This window comes from Bacillus mojavensis (assembly GCF_012648005.1).
In the GTDB taxonomy this organism is placed as follows: domain Bacteria; phylum Bacillota; class Bacilli; order Bacillales; family Bacillaceae; genus Bacillus; species Bacillus mojavensis.
Genome location: NZ_CP051464.1, coordinates 491,147 through 506,708, shown reverse-complemented (window position 1 = coordinate 506,708; position 15,562 = coordinate 491,147). Strand labels below are relative to the sequence as shown.

Below are 15,562 nucleotides of genomic sequence, written 5' to 3'. Positions count from 1 at the left end.
TCAATATCGATTGATTGGAGGTTGGTGACACAATGACACCTCAGTCTGCAGAAATCAGAAAAAAACATCTCATTCATCTGTTAATACAGAATGGTATATACAAAAAGTCAACGCGACATTTATATGAATTGTCGCTGATGGAGCTGGAAAGGGAATATCAAACATTGTCAGGAGGCGCCAGGGCATGCCAAAGCGTAAAATAAAAACCTACCAACAGCTGATCCAGGAAAACAAAGAGGCGATCATGGGCAATCCAAAGCTGATGAACGTCATTTACGACAAAATTGACCGCAAGCATCAGAAAAATCTCCAGGAACAAAACAATACATAAAAAAGAGCCGGCAAAGGCTCTTTTTTATTTAATGAAAGGCTTCTGCGGCCAGCTTTTGAATAACCGCGTCGTCCATCGGCGGGTTATGGAGACCTGCGCGCACATCCCGGTAATAGCGCTGAAGCGGGTTGGTGCGTTCAAGGCTTTTGGCCCCGACAATTCTCATCGCTTTGTCTACAACAGAAAGCGCGGCGTTTGTAACGATATGTTTTGCCGCACCGAGCTCATTCTTCAAGTAAGGGCGGCGCTCCGGATCGTCATACAATTCAGCCGCATGAAAAAGAAAATGCTTGGCATTCAGCAGCTCAAGCTCCATTTCGCCTGTTCTTTGCTGAACGGCCGGAACGTCCTTGATCGGCCCCTTCAAACTATTTGGCGAATACTCGGAGGCAAAACGCACCGCATAGTCTCTGGCGGCCTGAGCCACACCAAGATAAACCGCCGGAATATGGAGCAGCCAGCCGTTTGGCTTTGCTCCCCGCGGCCCTTGAAGCAGTTCCACCAGTTTATTGTCATCGAGCGTTACCTCGTTTAATACAAGATCATGGCTGCCAGTAGCCCGCATCGCCATCATATCCCATGTTTCTTCAATTGTTACACCAGGATCATTTTTATGAACCAACACCACACCTGTTGTTTGTTTTTCTTCAATCCATGCCGTTACTAAAAAATAATCAAGCGCTTGCGACATTGTCGTAAACGTTTTTCTTCCATTCACCACCCATTTGCCGTCCTTTTTGACGGCAGCAGTCCCGGGGCGCCCTCCCCTGGTCGGGCTCCCGGTTTTCGCTTCTGTCGCCGCTCTATTGATCACGGCGCCGTTTTGAACTTCCTTTGCGATAAACGCAAACACATCTTCATCCCAGCTGTTTCCTTCTCCGAGCTCTCCCATCACGCTTAAATGCCAGCCGATGCTCAGAGCTGCAGGAGCATCTCCTTGTGCAAGCCGCTCTTGAAATAGCAGCATGTCATAAACAGATATTCCTGCTCCTCCATGGGATTTCGGCACGGTTATCGCCGTATATCCCGAATCACGCAATTTCTGGATTTTTTCGGCAGGAAATCGTCCCTGTTCATCATCCTCAGCGGCTGTTTGCTGAAATTCATCCGCTAGCTGTCCTATTTTCTCTATCCATTGCCGCTGTTTTTCGTTCCGTACAAATAATGACATCCGGCAGCCCCCCCATTTTTTCAATTCCGATAAATTTAATATGTATTATAGATTTCCAGCCTTGATTCCGCAACTGTTAACATTTTGTCCACTATAGAAAAACACGCCGTTCCCAAGGGAACAGCGTGTTTAAACCGGATTTGCATCCCGGTCTTGTTTCATACCGAGATAAATAAGCATATAAGTCAGGTAACCCATTGTCATGACCAATCCGCCGAAGAAAAAACTTGAGAAGATCGGCTCTTCAAAGGCCGTAACTGCCGCAAGCACAATCCAGCTTGCATACAGATAAATGATAAAATAACGGATACCCGTCTTCATTTTATATATCATGTACAGCCCCACGAGAGAAAACAACCCCAGCGCGAGCCTGAAATACACAAGATGTTCAAACTGGAACATAAATGACACAAATGAGAATCCAAGCAGCAATACAATCGGTAAAGCGGTAATAAAGTTTCTCAATTCGAGACACCTCCGTCAGTACCTTTATTATAAACCAAAACATCGTTTGATATTGATTTACGTGAGCTTTTTCACAAAAATGTCATTCCTTGCCTTTAGATTCGAACATCCCGTTTGCAGAAGCTCCACCAGGCAACGGCAATGAAGAAAACAGCATGAATTACAAGTATCCCTACAGAGAACAATGGTGTCATGCCTGAAAACAGAGCCGTTTGTCCGCTTTTGTATTGAGTAAAGTCTGTGTTTGCAAAAAGCAAAAAGCTTCCCCATTTGTTTTCAAACAGCTTCATGATTTGCACAAGTGAACTTGCTCCATATAAAACGACAAAGGAAACGACAACTGAAATGGCGCTGTTGCGGAACAGTGATGAACAAAGCAAACCGAATAATCCCATCAGCACCGCTTCAAGCCAGTTTGTGCCAATTAGTTCCAATGTATTGATGAACAATGTTTTTGATTCAGATGTCACGGACGTGCCAAAAAAGACAAGACCGAATAATAAAGCCAGAATGTAGTATGTCAGATAAAGATAGAAGCTGACCATTATAACTGTCATTAATTTCGACCAAAAAACCTTTTGCCGCTTGACCGGGCGAATGAGCAGAAATTTAATTGTCTTTTTATCAAATTCATTAGAAATAATCGTGGCTGCAATCACAATGGTTAGCGCCTGCAGCAAGATATTCAGGCTCGGTGTATAGGAAAAGTAGCCGATGAAGTTTTCGTCAGTTCCGGCACTGATGACGATCCGTTTAATGATCAGCGCCATAAAAAATTGAAAAACGGCCATCAATATAAGCGAAACAAATGTGACTTTTCGATTAAAGAGTTTCATATGTTCATTCCATATTAATTTAGACAAGCTCTTCTCCCTCCTCTTGATGAGCGGTTGTCGCTTTTATAAATTCATCTTCCAGTGACTGCGTATAAGTCATAATTGAAAATACGTTCAGTCCTTGTCCGACTAGTGAGCGGTTCAGCTCTGGTATATTTTCTTTCGCTATATCCACCACGATGGAGCCGTCTTTACGTTCAGCTGTGTACCCATTGCCCACCAGCCAAGCGATCGCTTTTTCCGCCGGCTGCACTTCAATAACGGCTTTTTCCGTTTTCTGACCGGCTCCATTCAGGCTCACTTCTGCTTTGATCTCGCCTTTTTGTATGATGATGACACGGTCACACAGGTCTTCAACTTCACGCAATAAATGAGTGGCGAATAAAACCGCCGTTCCTTCCTCTTCGGCGAGCTCCTTAATATGGTCGCGAAAATCCTTCATACCGGCAGGATCAAGACCGTTTGTCGGCTCATCTAAAATGAGAAGCTTCGGCCGGTGAAGAATGGCCTGAGCAATGCCGAGACGCTGGCGCATGCCGAGTGAGTAGGTTTTCACCTTATCATCAATTGCTGACGTCAGCCCGACTCGTTCCACAACTTCGTCCAGTCTTTCATCATCTATTTTTTTGTGCATATTTGCAAAGTGTTTGAGGTTTTCCCAGCCTGACAGGTACGGGTAAAACTCAGGGTTTTCCACAATCGCACCGACAGCTTCCATCGCTTGTTCGAACTCAGTATCATGCTTGAATCCGTTGATGGCTACGCTTCCGCTGTTTTGTTTTAACAGCCCGACGATGATGCGGATAAGTGTCGTTTTTCCGGAACCGTTCGGACCGAGAAGACCGATAATCTCTCCCTGCCTGACGTCCATGCTGATCTGTTTTAAAATCTGTTTAGACCCTATTTTTTTATCAAGGCCTTCAATATGTAAAATCGGCTCAGCCATAAAGCCTTCCTCCTTTTTCGACAAAAAATAAACAGTGCCTAAAAATAGGCACTGTTTGTATTATAGCATTTGTTGCTTCCAAATGTTTGGTTAAACCGATAGAGTCGGTGCTTGCTCTGTCTGTTTGTTCTTTTCTGTTTCTGTAATGATGACGGCACAGGCCGCGTCTCCTGTTGTGTTGACCACTGTACGAAGCATATCGAGCAAGCGGTCTATTCCGAGGATCAAACCGATGCCCTCAACAGGCAGGCCGACTGATTGAAGCACCATGGCGAGCATAATCAAGCCGACTCCCGGAACACCCGCGGTTCCCACACTTGCTAATACAGCCGTCAATATCACCATCAGCAATTGCGTAAATGTAAGATCATGTCCGAATACCTGTGCAATAAAGATGGTGGCCACCCCTTGCATAATGGCTGTACCGTCCATGTTAATCGTCGCGCCGAGCGGCTGAACGAAGCTGCTGATCGGCTCAGGCACTTTTAGTTTTTTCTGGGCTACATCCATTGATACCGGAAGCGTTGCATTGCTGCTTGAGGTACTGAACGCAACGACCATAACTTCTGAGAAATCTTTAAAGAACGTAATCGGATTTCTTTTTGCTAAAAGGGCCACTGTTGAACCGTAGGTGACGATTGCATGTATGACAAGAGACAGCGTAACAACAATCATGTACAGCCCCATCGCTTTTATTGCACTTAATCCCTGGCTGCCGATAGCTGTCGCAATGAGACCAAACGTGCCGTATGGCGCAAACTTCATGACTAGGTTGACCAGATACATCATCAGTTCATTGCCCTGCTCAACGACTTTCAAAAGCATATCTGCTTTTTTGCCTAGCATCGTAATCCCGAGTCCGACAAAAATGGAAAACACGATAATTTGGAGCATATTTCCTTCAGTCATCGCTTGAACGGGATTGGCCGGAATCATGTTCAGAAGTGTGTCAGCAATACTCGGTGCTTCTTCTGCCTCAAATTTAGCGGATGAGACATCATAAGTGCCGAACTCACCCGGCTTAATGACAAGCGCCAGTATAAGCCCGATCGTAATCGCCACCGCTGTTGTGATGAGAAAATAAGAGATGGCCTTCACACCGATTCTGCCAAGCTTTTTAGGATCGCCAAGCCCGGCAACTCCTAATGTAAGAGAGAAAAAAACAATCGGTACGACAAGCATTTTGATGAGGTTTAAAAAGATGGTGCCAAGAGGGCCAAATACAAACTTATTCAAATTTTCAAATAATTCAGGTGATGTTACGTTCAAAATAATCCCCGTGACGGCGCCCAGAACCAATGCAATGATAATCTTTGTTGCCAGTTTCATCCGCATTCCTCCTTTTTTGAAAAAAAGCCCGCGAGAGACTCCCGCGGGCTTTGGCTGTATCATAAAACCACAGGATTCTCTCTTCACGCTGATGAGGTTAGCTGCCGGGTTCGGACGAAGAGATGTCCGTTTTTCAGATGAAAAATAAACCCCAAAAGATTGGGTCCCCCACTCCTTTTAAAAAGGATTAAGCGTGTGGCTTACTATTGTATGATGTAGTTTATTTATACAGAAAAGATCCAATTTTGTAAACTATTTTTTGTTACTTTTTTCTCGGAATCTTTTGGGCCCATCTTCCTTGTTCGTCACATCAAGTATATCAAGAAGAAATACAAAGATCGGAATTCCGATAATTAAGCCCCAAATGCCTAGAAAATGCTCAGAAAAAATCAGGACTGTAAATGTGAAAAAGATCGGCAGCTCTGTTTTCGCTGACATCAGCTTCGGATTGAGGAAATATGTCTCAATCGCATGGATGGCGAAAATGACAAGCACAATGTAGAGCACATACATTCCGCCGCCTGTGCTGTACGCAATAATACTGAGCGGAATCAGGGAGATGACAACGCCTGCTACCGGGATCAATCCGAGAAAGAAAACCATGATGGAGAGTCCCAACAGCTGAGGGAAATGCATAATCCAGAGCGCAATAAAAGTCAGTATACAGTTCACGAGGGCGATGATAAATTGTGCCTCAAGCACCTTGCCGAACGTTCTCGCGAATTTTCCTCCGAAAAAAGCAATCTCATTATAAAACACAGCAAGCTTGCTCGTTTTAAACTGCTCCATAAATTCAGACAGCCGTTTTTTCTCAAATAAGAAGAACATGCTGAGAATGAGCGCCATCACGATCTGCAAGCCGAATGTGCTGATATCGGCCAGATACGTATAAAGTACATTGAAACCCTCTTTGACATACGAACTGATATTGATATCTCCGAAAACACTTGTGATCTCATCAAAGAAAGGAATGCTGCTTGGATGATACGCAATATGTTTAATTTGCTTGATCAGCTGCTGAATCTGTGCGGCAACGACCGGATAAAACACAAACCCTCCGACTGTAAGCAGCACGGCCAGCAAAATGTAGAGAAATGTAATGACAATCCGCTGGCTCACTCGGAAGAAACGGCTCAAAAACTGCCGGACGACAAGCTCCAAACGATCCATAAGAAATGTGAAAATGAAGGTCAGCAATATTAAGTTGATCATGCTCTTAAATAGATATAACACACCAGTTAACACGACAAAGATGGAAAAACGCCTTACTCCCGGGTGCTGAAAAAATTTTACTAAAGCGGCCATTTATACACTCCTGTTAGGACAAACGTCCTTCACTCAATATAGTATCCATTTGTAAATTATATAACAAAAAAATGCTGAGGTCTCTGTCCAAACCTTAATAATTTCTAAACAATGAAAAAAACGGCCCCATGGATGGGCCGCTCTTTTTTTAAACTGCTGTTTTCATTTTTTTCAAGCCTTCCACAGCCTCTACGCTTTTTGCTTCATCGAATTCTTTTTCACTTTTTGCAACGATGATTGTGGCGATTCCGTTTCCGATCAGGTTCACAATCGCTCTTCCTTCACTCATGAAACGGTCGACACCGAGCAGAAGCGCAAGGCCCTCAAGCGGGATGACCTGAAGGGCTGAGAGGGTTGATGCAAGAACGATAAATCCGCTTCCTGTCACACCGGCTGCTCCCTTCGAAGTCAGCATCAGAACGAGGATAATCGTTATTTGCTGCCCGATGCTGAGATCCACTCCAAACACTTGAGCCAGAAAGACAGTCGCCATTGATAAATAAATGGATGTTCCGTCTAAGTTAAACGAATAGCCGGTCGGAATAACTAGCCCGACGACTGATTTTGAACAGCCGTAGCGCTCCATTTTATCCATCATTCTCGGAAGAACTGATTCTGATGAGCTTGTGCCGAGCACGATGAGAAGCTCATCTTTGATAAAGCGCAGGTAGTTCCAAAGGCTGAATCCGTATAGCTTGCAGATGATATTTAAAACGACAAACACAAACAGGAACATTGTGATATACACAGACAGCATTAAGCTGGCAAGCGGCTTGATGGAATCGAGTCCAAAGTGCCCAATCGTATACGCCATCGCTCCGAATGCGCCGATTGGAGCCGCACGCATAACATAGCCGATAATTTTGAAAAAGACATGTGAAATGTTATCAAAGAAATCAATGACGCTTTTCCCTTTTTCACCTAACGCCGCTAGACCGACTCCGAAAAGAATGGAAAAGAATAAGACCTGCAAAATGTCCCCTTTTGCGAAGGCATCAACCATGTTGGACGGTACGATGTGTGTGACAAATTCAACCCAGTCGATCCCCTGACCGCCATTTTGCGTGTATTGTGAGACATCTCCCTTTTCAAGCTTGCTGTAATCGAGGCCCGCACCCGGCTTCATCATATTAACGACAAATAAACCGATAATGAGTGCAAGGGTCGTAACAACCTCGAAATAAATAAATGCTTTTCCCCCTACTTTTCCAACCTTCTTCATATCGCCCATTTTTGCAATCCCGAGAACGATTGTGAAGAAAATGATTGGAGCGATTACCATTTTCACAGCGTTGATAAAGGTATCGCCAAGCGGTTTCATTTCTTTGCCGACATCCGGCCAAACCAATCCGACAATGACCCCGATGATGACCGCGGTTATGACTTGAACTGTTAAATTTTTAAACAGTTTCATATTCTTCCTCCCCCTGTCCTAGTCGCCTTTGTGTCTTTCTTACTAGAATGATAGCGTTTTCATAAAGGCCAGGGAAGTTTATGTTCATAACGGACATTTTGGTCTTTTTGGTCTCGGATTTACATATTAAATATGTAGCGGTTGACGGGGCGTCCGACTCCCCCGTACTGAACATCAAGCTGAATCGTTCCGTTCTTTTCGAGATAATCAAGATAGCGCCTCGCTGTCACTCTGGCGATACCGAGAGCCTTGGCAACCTCTTCAGCAGAAAGAGGCGAAGTTTGCTGCTTCAAAAAAGCAATGAGCTCATTCATCGTAAAATGATTCAACCCCTTCGGCAGATCCTGTACGGTCTGCCGCGGGATATTGAGGATGGCATCGAGCTGATCCTGGGACAGCGTGTCGTTTTCCTCTATTTTTTGTTTATACCGCTTATATTTCTCAAGCGCCTGTTTCATACGTTCGAGCTTAAACGGTTTTAAGATATAGTCAACTGCCCCATTTTGCAGCATAAGAGAAATTGTTTCCTTGTCTTTTGCAGCGGATACGACGATGACATCTACCTCAAGCTTTTGCCTTCTGATCTCCTGCAAGGTTTTGATTCCGTCTTTTTTCGGCATGTATACATCCAGAATTACGAGTTCAGGCTGCTTTTCTTTGATCAGCTTGATGCCTTCGTCCCCGTTTCCTGCTTGCGCACAGACGGTAAAGCCTTTAACGGTTGTGATGAAATCCTTATTTACTTCCTGAACCATCGGATCGTCTTCAATGAGCAGAACCTTGATTTCTTTACGAGCCATGCTGCGATTCCTCTCCCTTCATCGGAAAAACGATTGAAAAAGACGTGCCCTGTCCCGGGTGCGAATCGACCTCTATCGCACCCGACCCTTTGTCTGTTATTTGCTTGACTAAATAGAGGCCATAGCCTGTGCCGCCTGTTTTATTCACTGTAAATCCTTTTTCATAGAGGTACGGCATATGTGTGTGTTCAATCCCGCATCCGTTATCTTCTATTAATATCGCTAGGATATCCTCCGTTTGTTCTATACTGATGTCAATTCGTTTATCGTCAGACTGAACGGTTTCAAACGAGCCGAAGGCATTTTCAATCAGGTTGCCGAGAAGCACGACGATATCATGCTGGTCGACATGCTCGGGAAATTGCTGCAGGCTGCTGTTTTCATCAATATGCACAGCAATGCCGAGTTCTTTTCCCCTTCTGATTTTACTTAGCAAAAGCCCCGCCGCGGCGTCATTTTGAATGGAGCGATGCAGAAATTCAGTAACGTTTTCCTGCTCGGTTGAAGTCTGAAACGCCAGCTGCAGCGCTTTTTCGGATTTGCCGAGCTGGATCAGGCCTGCGATGGTATGAAGCTTGTTCATATGCTCATGATTTTGGACGCGGAGCGCTTCGACAAAGTTTTTGACACCCGTCAATTCCTCTGCCATCTTGGCCGCTTCTGTTCTGTCCTGGAAAATCGCGACGGCGCCGATGACTTTTTTCTTCATAACGATCGGAATCCTGCTGCTCATGATAACCTTTCCGCTGACACGAATTTCTTCATTATAAACCGCTTTGTTCCGCTCCACGATTTCAGGCAGGCGCGAATCCTTGAGCACATCCCAAATCACCTTTCCGACCAGATCGCCCTGCACCACAAAAATCTGTTTGGCTTTTTCATTAAATATTGTGATGATATGCCGGTTGTCAATGGCGATCACGCCTTCGTTCATAGAGTGAAAGGTAGCGGTTCGCTCTTCATACATGCGGACAATCTCATGGGGCTCGAGCTGAAACATTTGTTTTTTGATATGACGGGCCAAGAGGAACGAACCCGCCAGGCCGAATCCGAGTGTCAGCACTACAATGAAGGCGATATCCCTTCTTAAATGAAACAATATATCAGCCATCCCCGGCAGTGTTTTTCCAACGAGTACCGCTCCGATCTGATTCAAATCCTGATCCTTTACCGGATAAAAGGCCCGGACAGCCGTTCCGATCTCGCCTGTTGCTTCTGAGAAATAAATGTGCTCCGCAAACGCCGCCTCTTCATCTGCACCCTTTGACTTTTTTCCGATGTTTGCGCTGACAGGATGAGTATAACGAATATGATCCATGTCCATGACGACAATGTAGTCTGCTTCATTGATCATACGGATCTCTTCAACCGCATGACGGACGGCTTCTGTTTGTTCTTTTCGCGATAATGCCTCTTTCACTTCGGTCATCTCCGACACCGTCCGAGCCGTATTCATCAGCCGTTTTTTCAGCTCCCTTTCCTCTGTATGCTGAATATTGCCTATGAGCACAATGCCGCCGATCAAAAAGGAGAAAATGACGAGTATGTAGGAGAGGATTGTGATTTTCCAGCGAATTGAGAGCTTCTTTTTGTTCATCAGCTTCTCCTTTCAGGTCTTTACGAATGGCATTGCCCCCATTATCCTTAACATAAGGGGAGGGCTTTTCGTGAAGAGTTTGCTTGCATGTCTCGGTCTGATGATCGCTGGAATTGCAACCGCTTTATTTATCGGATTCCATGATCATACCGGCAATAAAGAGATTGTTTATGATGACGACCAGGAAGGCCTGCAGGATCAAATCGTGTTTACATTCAGCCATGTCGTTGCTGAAAATACGCCAAAAGGACTGGCCGCCAATAAATTCGCTGATTTGGTGAACGAAAAATCAGGCGGGAAAATAAAAATTGAAGTATTTCCGAATGGAAGCCTGTACTCGGACATTGAAGAAATTGAAGCCTTGCAAAACGGCGATGTTCAATTTATCGCCCCCTCCACATCGAAGCTCGGCATGCTCTCTCCTGAATGGGGGGTGCTGGATCTGCCGTATGCATTTACAGATTACAATGCCGTCAAAAAAGGGCTGAACGGAAGCATCGGCACACAGCTGTTTGATTCTCTAAAGAAAAACCAGCTAAAAGGACTGGCCTATTGGACAAACGGCTTTAAACAAATCACGACAAATCAAGGGCCGGTCAAAACACCGGGTGATTTAAAAGGGCAAGATCTGCGCATTATGCAAAGCGATGTGATCGAGGATCAGTTCAAGCTGCTTGGCGCAACGCCTCATCAGGAATCCTTCAATTCTACCTTTCAGCTGTTAGAAAACAATATAGTCGATGGCGAAGAAAATACAATCTCAAACATCTATTCTAAAAAATTTTATAATGTTCAGGACTATTTGACAATAAGCAGCCACGGTTATCTCGGCTACGCTGTCATGACTGATGAACACTTCTGGAAGGCGCAAACACCAGAAACACGGCGTATTTTAACTGAAGCGATGAAGGAGACGACGGAGTGGAATGAAACGTATGCCGAACAAATGAATAAAGAACAGCTGGAAGAAATTAAAAAGAATTCTACTATACATATTTATGAGCTGTCAGATAAAGAGAAAAAAGAATGGATGAAGCGCCTTGATCCTGTTTACCGGCAGTACGAGCCCATCTTCGGCCGGAAGCTGATTCAGGAGCTTTTGGAGCTGCGAAAAGATTCATAGTTCCCATCTCGATACGCTGTGTTTCGTTTATCTTTCATACGATCGGAAATATAAAAGAGACAAACGAAAAGGAGATGGGTACATGTTTAAGCACACAAAAATGCTGCAGCATCCTGCTAAACCAGATCGTCCAGATCCATTATTCGCTAAAAAAATGCAAGAAATTTTAGGCGGGCAATTCGGAGAAATTTCTGTTGCCATGCAATACTTATTTCAAGGCTGGAATACAAGAGGAAATGAAAAATACAAGGATTTGCTGATGGATACGGCAACTGAGGAACTCGGGCATGTTGAAATGATCGCTACGATGATCGCCAGACTTCTTGAGGACGCTCCGCTTGATCAGCAGGAAAAAGCCGCTGAAGATCCGGTCATCGGCTCCATCCTGGGCGGCATGAACCCTCACCATGCCATTGTATCAGGACTTGGCGCCATGCCGGAAAGCAGTACAGGCGTACCTTGGAGCGGCGGCTATATCGTAGCAAGCGGAAACCTGCTGGCAGACTTCCGCGCCAATCTGAATGCGGAATCACAAGGCCGTCTGCAGGTCGCACGCCTGTTTGAAATGACGGATGACAAAGGCGTCAAAGATATGCTCAGCTTCCTGCTGGCGCGTGACACGATGCACCAAAACCAATGGCTCGCCGCCATTAAAGAATTAGAAGCACAGGAAGGCCCGATTGTGCCGGGGACATTCCCGAAAGCACTCGAAAAACAAGAGTTCTCGCATCAGTTGATCAATTTCTCTGAAGGTGAAGAAAGTGCCGAGCAAAACTGGCTGAAGGAGAAAGCCCCGGATGGAGAATCCTTTGAATATGTGAAAGAAGCTAAAGCGTTTGGAGAAAAACCGGAGTTAAAACCAGCACCGCCTTTTGTTCATGATACACTTCCAGGACGCGAATAAAGACACTATCATAAAAAGGATAGATCATCATTAACCGTGATCTATCCTTTTTTGTGCGTTGTCTGCCACTCAAGCATCTCCAGACGATTGCCAAATGGATCTGAAATATAGAATCTGTCCGCTCCCGGAAGTTTATTGTCCTCAACAATTGCAATTCCATTTAATTTTACATGTTCTTTTAAGCCTTCTATATTCAAAACCTCAAATGCAGGGTGTGCTTTTTTAGCCGGGACAAAAGGTTCTTCTATCCCGATATGCAATTGTCTGTTCCCAAAAGTGAACCAGACTCCGCCCCGGGCTTTTAACTCATCTGGTTTTTCAATTTCCTGAAAACCTAATATCCCGCCGTAAAATTGTCTTGCAGCAGTTTCACAGCCTTTAGGAGCCGCAAGCTGAATATGGTCAATTTCATGAAAATGAAAAGTCATCCGAATTAATCCCCCTGATTTCACAATTGAATGCCATTTTCTTCATTCTAATTCAATCAAAATAACAGGAGAATATCTTAATTGTTATTATGAGCGATAAACTCAGCTTATCCTCTTTTTGAGGGCGATTTCTCATCACTAAGCTTTTGTCACGGTCCATCCAGGCTCGTATTCAATTTCCCAGTTCTCAAATAAGAAAGCGACCCCCTCTGCATCAACCTGAGTAAGCGCCACTTCTATTGAATATAACGTAGCCTTTTGCCCGATTTCTTCATAGATAACGTCATGTTCGTTCTCCATAAAATGATCATAGGCAGCTCTGTTCTCCCAAACGCTGATGATCTCTGCGGTGAACAGCCCATCTGCTGTTTTCCGCCAACCGCCGGTCTGTTTGATGAAGCCATTTACATGTGATAGTGCTCCCCACTTTGACTGCGCGTTTGAAAATGCTTTAGCATTTGCAGTGTCTACTTCACATACAATCTTTTTGATCAGCATGGCAATTCCTCTATCGTGACTGTTTTCGCTTGTATATGCTCGACACAGAGATTCACCGTTCTGACGTAAGAGCGCGTGCGGTGAACCGTTCCTTTTGGGATCAGCAGGCTGTCATTCGCTTTGAGTACCGCGGTTTCTTTGTTCTTAAAATCGATCAGTAGCTCACCTTCAAGAACAATGAATAATTCATCTGAGTCAGGGTGATGGTGCCAGTCATATTCTCCTGTAAACACAGCGAGGCGCACACAGTGGTCGTTGACCTCTGAGATTGAAAAATTGGCGTGTTTTTCTTTGACTTCATTAGCGATGGCGAGCACATTTTGCATCTCGGACATTGGCGAAAACCCCTTTTTTTCACTTATTGTATCGCAACACTGGCATAAATTGAGAAAAAATCAAAAATAAAAAGCGATCCAGCTGCTGCGCCGGATCGCTTTTTATCTACAGGTTGTCTGCCTTTTATGCTTTACTTAGTTAGTCGTTGTCGCGGGCGTTTCCGCCTTTTGAGCCAATTTCTTGGTAGAATTCCTTATCATGATTTTTGCTTGTCGCTTCTCCGCCTTTACGGCCGATTTCTTGATAGAATTCTTTGTCATGATTTTCACTAGTGGCTTCTCCGCCTTTTTCACCGATCTCTTGATAGAACTCTTTGTCATGATTCTTGCTTGTGGCTTCTCCGCCTTTTTCGCCGATTTCCTGATAGAATTCTTTGTCATGGTTTTTGCTAGTGGCTTCTCCGCCTTTTTGACCAATCTCTTGATAGAATTCTTTATCATGGTTTTTGCTAGTCGTTTCTCCGCCTTTTCTACCTGCTTCTTCTCTGCTCATTTTGTTATCTTGTGCCATTTTGAATTCCTCCTTTAATTGGTGTTGGTTGTTGTTTTCCCCCTGTCATTTCTTTTAAACAAACAAAACACATTGAGTGTGTTTTGACTGAAAAAAGCAGACGGAATGCGGTGCCCGTCTGCTTTTCTTCTATTCATGATTCTGTGCTGTTTCTTTGAGCCGCTCGAGGATGCGCCGCTTTTTATAGAGCATCATGCCTGTTTCGGTAATGTCATTTAATGTCGAGCGATTGGCTGCCGCGCCAAAGACCATTCCCGCGACCGGCACCATTTGAAAAAGCTTTTTCCAGCCAAAGGTGTCACGGTAGCCTAAAACCACTTCCCGCCAGCCTTGGACTTGGGAAGCGACATTCTTATATGTACGGTCCTGATCATAGTCTTTTAATTCTTTCAGAATGGATCTTTTACCGACAACATCTGCTGAAGTAAGCTGCAAACATTTTACGATGAAGACACGCTCTTTTTTCTCCTTTGGATTATAGCCATAGGCCACTGCGATATCCTGCAGCGTTTTTAATGATAAACCGAGCACAGCCGGAATGTCTGCCGCCAGTGTAAATACGCCGCCCACACCCGTGGTCGCTCCCTGAACGGTTGCAGCATTGATTCGGTTTTTGCCCATCGCTTCAGCAACATCATCCATAACAGCCAGAGGCGCTTTCTGTACGTCCTCCAGTGATTCAAAGGTTTGCTCGGGCAGTTTCTTTTGAAACGTTTTGATAATCTGTTTTTCCGATGTCAGGTACTGTCCTCCAGTCTGAACAAAGGTGCCCACCTCATCCAAAAGCTTGCCGATCTTTTTCTGAATGAATTCCGGCGTCAGCTTGTCCAGCAGCTGAAACGGGAGACGGCTGAGTTTTTCCCAAAACCAGACTTTTTGCTGCTCCTTTTCCCATTTCTCTATTTCTTTTAATTGCTGATGTAAGTCTTCTTTTCGTTCTGTTGTCACCCAACTCGCACTTCCCTTCCGTTTTTCTACTATATAGTATACCTTCATTTTTCTCTAAAACGTTTTTATTTTTCACCTGCGGGTACCCTTTTTATAAAAGCAAAAGGAGTGATGGAAATGCCTTGGTCTATGAAGGATTACCCCGCTTCACTGAAAAATCTCGAGAAGCCTGTGAAGAAAAAGGCGATTGAAATTGCGAATGCCATGATTGATGAAGGCTATGAGGACGGACGCGCCATTCCGATTGCGACGAGCAAAGCAAAGGAATGGGCTGAAAACGCCTCAAAAAAAGAAATTGACGACTTTCTTAAACATGATGATGAAACAGAACGCGATGAGGAGGCAAACGATGACGCCAGACCCGAGCTGATGAATAAAGCGGAACATGTCATTAAGCATAAAAATGGCTGGGCCGTCAAAGCTGAGGATGCCAAACGTGTATCTGAAATCAAGGAGACAAAAACGGAAGCAATTGAAAGGGCAAAGGAAATTGCTGAGCATAAAGGCACTGACGTAATTGTTCATTTGGCTGACGGCAGTGTGCAGAGAAAGATAAAAACAGACTCATAAGCAAATGTGCTTTTGTACGTTTCGGATCTGTCTAGAACGGCTATTGATATA

At 44.6% G+C, this 15,562-nt stretch carries 18 protein-coding genes, 1 pseudogene and 1 riboswitch; of the genes and pseudogenes, 5 read left to right on the top strand and 14 right to left on the bottom strand.

Annotated features, from left to right (window positions below; translation table 11 throughout):
• Positions 1-32 precede the first annotated feature (32 nt).
• Positions 33-198: pseudogene (locus tag HC660_RS02560) on the top strand (Fur-regulated basic protein FbpA).
• A complete protein-coding gene (fbpB, locus tag HC660_RS02555) occupies positions 185-331 on the top strand; it encodes a Fur-regulated basic protein FbpB (protein WP_168746981.1) in 147 nt (48 codons plus the stop codon). Before HC660_RS02560 ends, fbpB begins: the two are co-directional and overlap by 14 nt.
• Positions 332-359: 28 nt before the next feature.
• Here fbpB and HC660_RS02550 read toward each other — a convergent pair whose 3' ends face one another.
• From HC660_RS02550 to dctS, 9 genes are all read right to left on the bottom strand, one after another.
• Positions 360-1,502, bottom strand: coding sequence for an acyl-CoA dehydrogenase family protein (locus HC660_RS02550; protein WP_168746980.1), 1,143 nt, complete (start codon positions 1,500-1,502; stop codon positions 360-362).
• A gap of 129 nt (positions 1,503-1,631) precedes the next feature.
• A complete protein-coding gene (locus tag HC660_RS02545; RefSeq protein WP_003225151.1) occupies positions 1,632-1,967 on the bottom strand; it encodes a hypothetical protein in 336 nt (111 codons plus the stop codon).
• Between the two features lie 95 nt (positions 1,968-2,062).
• The gene (locus tag HC660_RS02540) at positions 2,063-2,830 is read right to left on the bottom strand and encodes an ABC transporter permease (protein WP_168746979.1); all 768 of its coding nucleotides are present in this window, start codon (positions 2,828-2,830) and stop codon (positions 2,063-2,065) included.
• Complete coding sequence (locus HC660_RS02535; protein WP_168746978.1) at positions 2,823-3,749, bottom strand: ABC transporter ATP-binding protein; 927 nt, start codon at positions 3,747-3,749, stop codon at positions 2,823-2,825. The genes HC660_RS02540 and HC660_RS02535 overlap by 8 nt, the downstream gene beginning before the upstream one ends.
• 90 nt (positions 3,750-3,839) lie before the next feature.
• Complete coding sequence (locus HC660_RS02530) at positions 3,840-5,078, bottom strand: dicarboxylate/amino acid:cation symporter (protein ID WP_010333096.1); 1,239 nt, start codon at positions 5,076-5,078, stop codon at positions 3,840-3,842.
• 72 nt (positions 5,079-5,150) lie between these two features.
• Positions 5,151-5,282: riboswitch (cyclic di-AMP (ydaO/yuaA leader) on the bottom strand.
• A 48-nt stretch (positions 5,283-5,330) separates the two neighbouring features.
• Positions 5,331-6,383, bottom strand: coding sequence for an AI-2E family transporter (locus tag HC660_RS02525; protein ID WP_010333095.1), 1,053 nt, complete (start codon positions 6,381-6,383; stop codon positions 5,331-5,333).
• A gap of 148 nt (positions 6,384-6,531) precedes the next feature.
• Complete coding sequence (gene dctP / locus HC660_RS02520; RefSeq protein ID WP_168746977.1) at positions 6,532-7,797, bottom strand: C4-dicarboxylate transporter DctP; 1,266 nt, start codon at positions 7,795-7,797, stop codon at positions 6,532-6,534.
• Positions 7,798-7,916: 119 nt separating this feature from the next.
• Entirely contained in the window at positions 7,917-8,597 is a 681-nt protein-coding gene (locus HC660_RS02515) for a two-component system response regulator DctR (RefSeq protein WP_168746976.1), read from the bottom strand.
• Positions 8,587-10,194, bottom strand: a complete 1,608-nt coding sequence (gene dctS / locus HC660_RS02510) for a two-component system sensor histidine kinase DctS (protein WP_168746975.1) — start codon at positions 10,192-10,194, stop codon at positions 8,587-8,589. The genes HC660_RS02515 and dctS overlap by 11 nt, the downstream gene beginning before the upstream one ends.
• Before the next feature lie 70 nt (positions 10,195-10,264).
• Between dctS and dctB the strand changes: the two genes are divergently transcribed.
• Together dctB and HC660_RS02500 are read left to right on the top strand one after the other, a co-directional pair.
• A complete protein-coding gene (gene dctB, locus HC660_RS02505; RefSeq protein WP_168746974.1) occupies positions 10,265-11,317 on the top strand; it encodes a C4-dicarboxylate TRAP transporter substrate-binding protein DctB in 1,053 nt (350 codons plus the stop codon).
• Positions 11,318-11,399: 82 nt separating this feature from the next.
• Complete coding sequence (locus HC660_RS02500; RefSeq protein ID WP_168746973.1) at positions 11,400-12,221, top strand: manganese catalase; 822 nt, start codon at positions 11,400-11,402, stop codon at positions 12,219-12,221.
• 41 nt (positions 12,222-12,262) lie between these two features.
• On the opposite strand, the gene HC660_RS02495 is transcribed toward HC660_RS02500, so the two are convergent.
• From HC660_RS02495 to HC660_RS02475, 5 genes are all read right to left on the bottom strand, one after another.
• Positions 12,263-12,649: a VOC family protein gene (locus HC660_RS02495; RefSeq protein WP_168746972.1), complete on the bottom strand. Its 387-nt coding sequence runs from the start codon at positions 12,647-12,649 to the stop codon at positions 12,263-12,265.
• Positions 12,650-12,787: 138 nt separating this feature from the next.
• Positions 12,788-13,147 (bottom strand): YdbC family protein, encoded by a 360-nt coding sequence (locus HC660_RS02490; RefSeq protein WP_168746971.1) that lies wholly within the window; start codon positions 13,145-13,147, stop codon positions 12,788-12,790.
• Positions 13,141-13,482, bottom strand: coding sequence for a cupin domain-containing protein (locus HC660_RS02485; RefSeq protein WP_168746970.1), 342 nt, complete (start codon positions 13,480-13,482; stop codon positions 13,141-13,143). Before HC660_RS02485 ends, HC660_RS02490 begins: the two co-directional genes overlap by 7 nt.
• A 139-nt stretch (positions 13,483-13,621) precedes the next feature.
• Positions 13,622-13,993 carry a glucose starvation-inducible protein GsiB gene (gsiB, locus tag HC660_RS02480; protein WP_010333086.1) on the bottom strand — a complete coding sequence of 124 codons (372 nt, stop codon included), beginning with the start codon at positions 13,991-13,993 and terminating at the stop codon, positions 13,622-13,624.
• Positions 13,994-14,122: 129 nt separating this feature from the next.
• Positions 14,123-14,941 carry an EcsC family protein gene (locus HC660_RS02475; RefSeq protein WP_168746969.1) on the bottom strand — a complete coding sequence of 273 codons (819 nt, stop codon included), beginning with the start codon at positions 14,939-14,941 and terminating at the stop codon, positions 14,123-14,125.
• Between the two features lie 117 nt (positions 14,942-15,058).
• Between HC660_RS02475 and HC660_RS02470 the strand changes: the two genes are divergently transcribed.
• On the top strand, positions 15,059-15,511 hold the full coding sequence (locus HC660_RS02470; protein ID WP_168746968.1) for a DUF2188 domain-containing protein: 453 nt from the start codon (positions 15,059-15,061) through the stop codon (positions 15,509-15,511).
• Positions 15,512-15,562: the final 51 nt, after the last annotated feature.

Bases quoted from the DNA above. Each gene is read 5' to 3' on its own strand.
- HC660_RS02515 (WP_168746976.1), bottom strand. From the start codon at position 8,597: ATGGCTCGTAAAGAAATCAAGGTTCTGCTCATTGAAGACGATCCGATG.
- dctP (WP_168746977.1), bottom strand. From the start codon at position 7,797: ATGAAACTGTTTAAAAATTTAACAGTTCAAGTCATAACCGCGGTCATC.
- gsiB (WP_010333086.1), bottom strand. From the start codon at position 13,993: ATGGCACAAGATAACAAAATGAGCAGAGAAGAAGCAGGTAGAAAAGGC.
- HC660_RS02550 (WP_168746980.1), bottom strand. From the start codon at position 1,502: ATGTCATTATTTGTACGGAACGAAAAACAGCGGCAATGGATAGAGAAA.
- HC660_RS02470 (WP_168746968.1), top strand. From the start codon at position 15,059: ATGCCTTGGTCTATGAAGGATTACCCCGCTTCACTGAAAAATCTCGAG.
- HC660_RS02525 (WP_010333095.1), bottom strand. From the start codon at position 6,383: ATGGCCGCTTTAGTAAAATTTTTTCAGCACCCGGGAGTAAGGCGTTTT.
- HC660_RS02485 (WP_168746970.1), bottom strand. From the start codon at position 13,482: ATGTCCGAGATGCAAAATGTGCTCGCCATCGCTAATGAAGTCAAAGAA.
- fbpB (WP_168746981.1), top strand. From the start codon at position 185: ATGCCAAAGCGTAAAATAAAAACCTACCAACAGCTGATCCAGGAAAAC.
- HC660_RS02490 (WP_168746971.1), bottom strand. From the start codon at position 13,147: ATGCTGATCAAAAAGATTGTATGTGAAGTAGACACTGCAAATGCTAAA.
- HC660_RS02495 (WP_168746972.1), bottom strand. From the start codon at position 12,649: ATGACTTTTCATTTTCATGAAATTGACCATATTCAGCTTGCGGCTCCT.
- HC660_RS02530 (WP_010333096.1), bottom strand. From the start codon at position 5,078: ATGAAACTGGCAACAAAGATTATCATTGCATTGGTTCTGGGCGCCGTC.
- HC660_RS02500 (WP_168746973.1), top strand. From the start codon at position 11,400: ATGTTTAAGCACACAAAAATGCTGCAGCATCCTGCTAAACCAGATCGT.
- dctS (WP_168746975.1), bottom strand. From the start codon at position 10,194: ATGAACAAAAAGAAGCTCTCAATTCGCTGGAAAATCACAATCCTCTCC.
- HC660_RS02535 (WP_168746978.1), bottom strand. From the start codon at position 3,749: ATGGCTGAGCCGATTTTACATATTGAAGGCCTTGATAAAAAAATAGGG.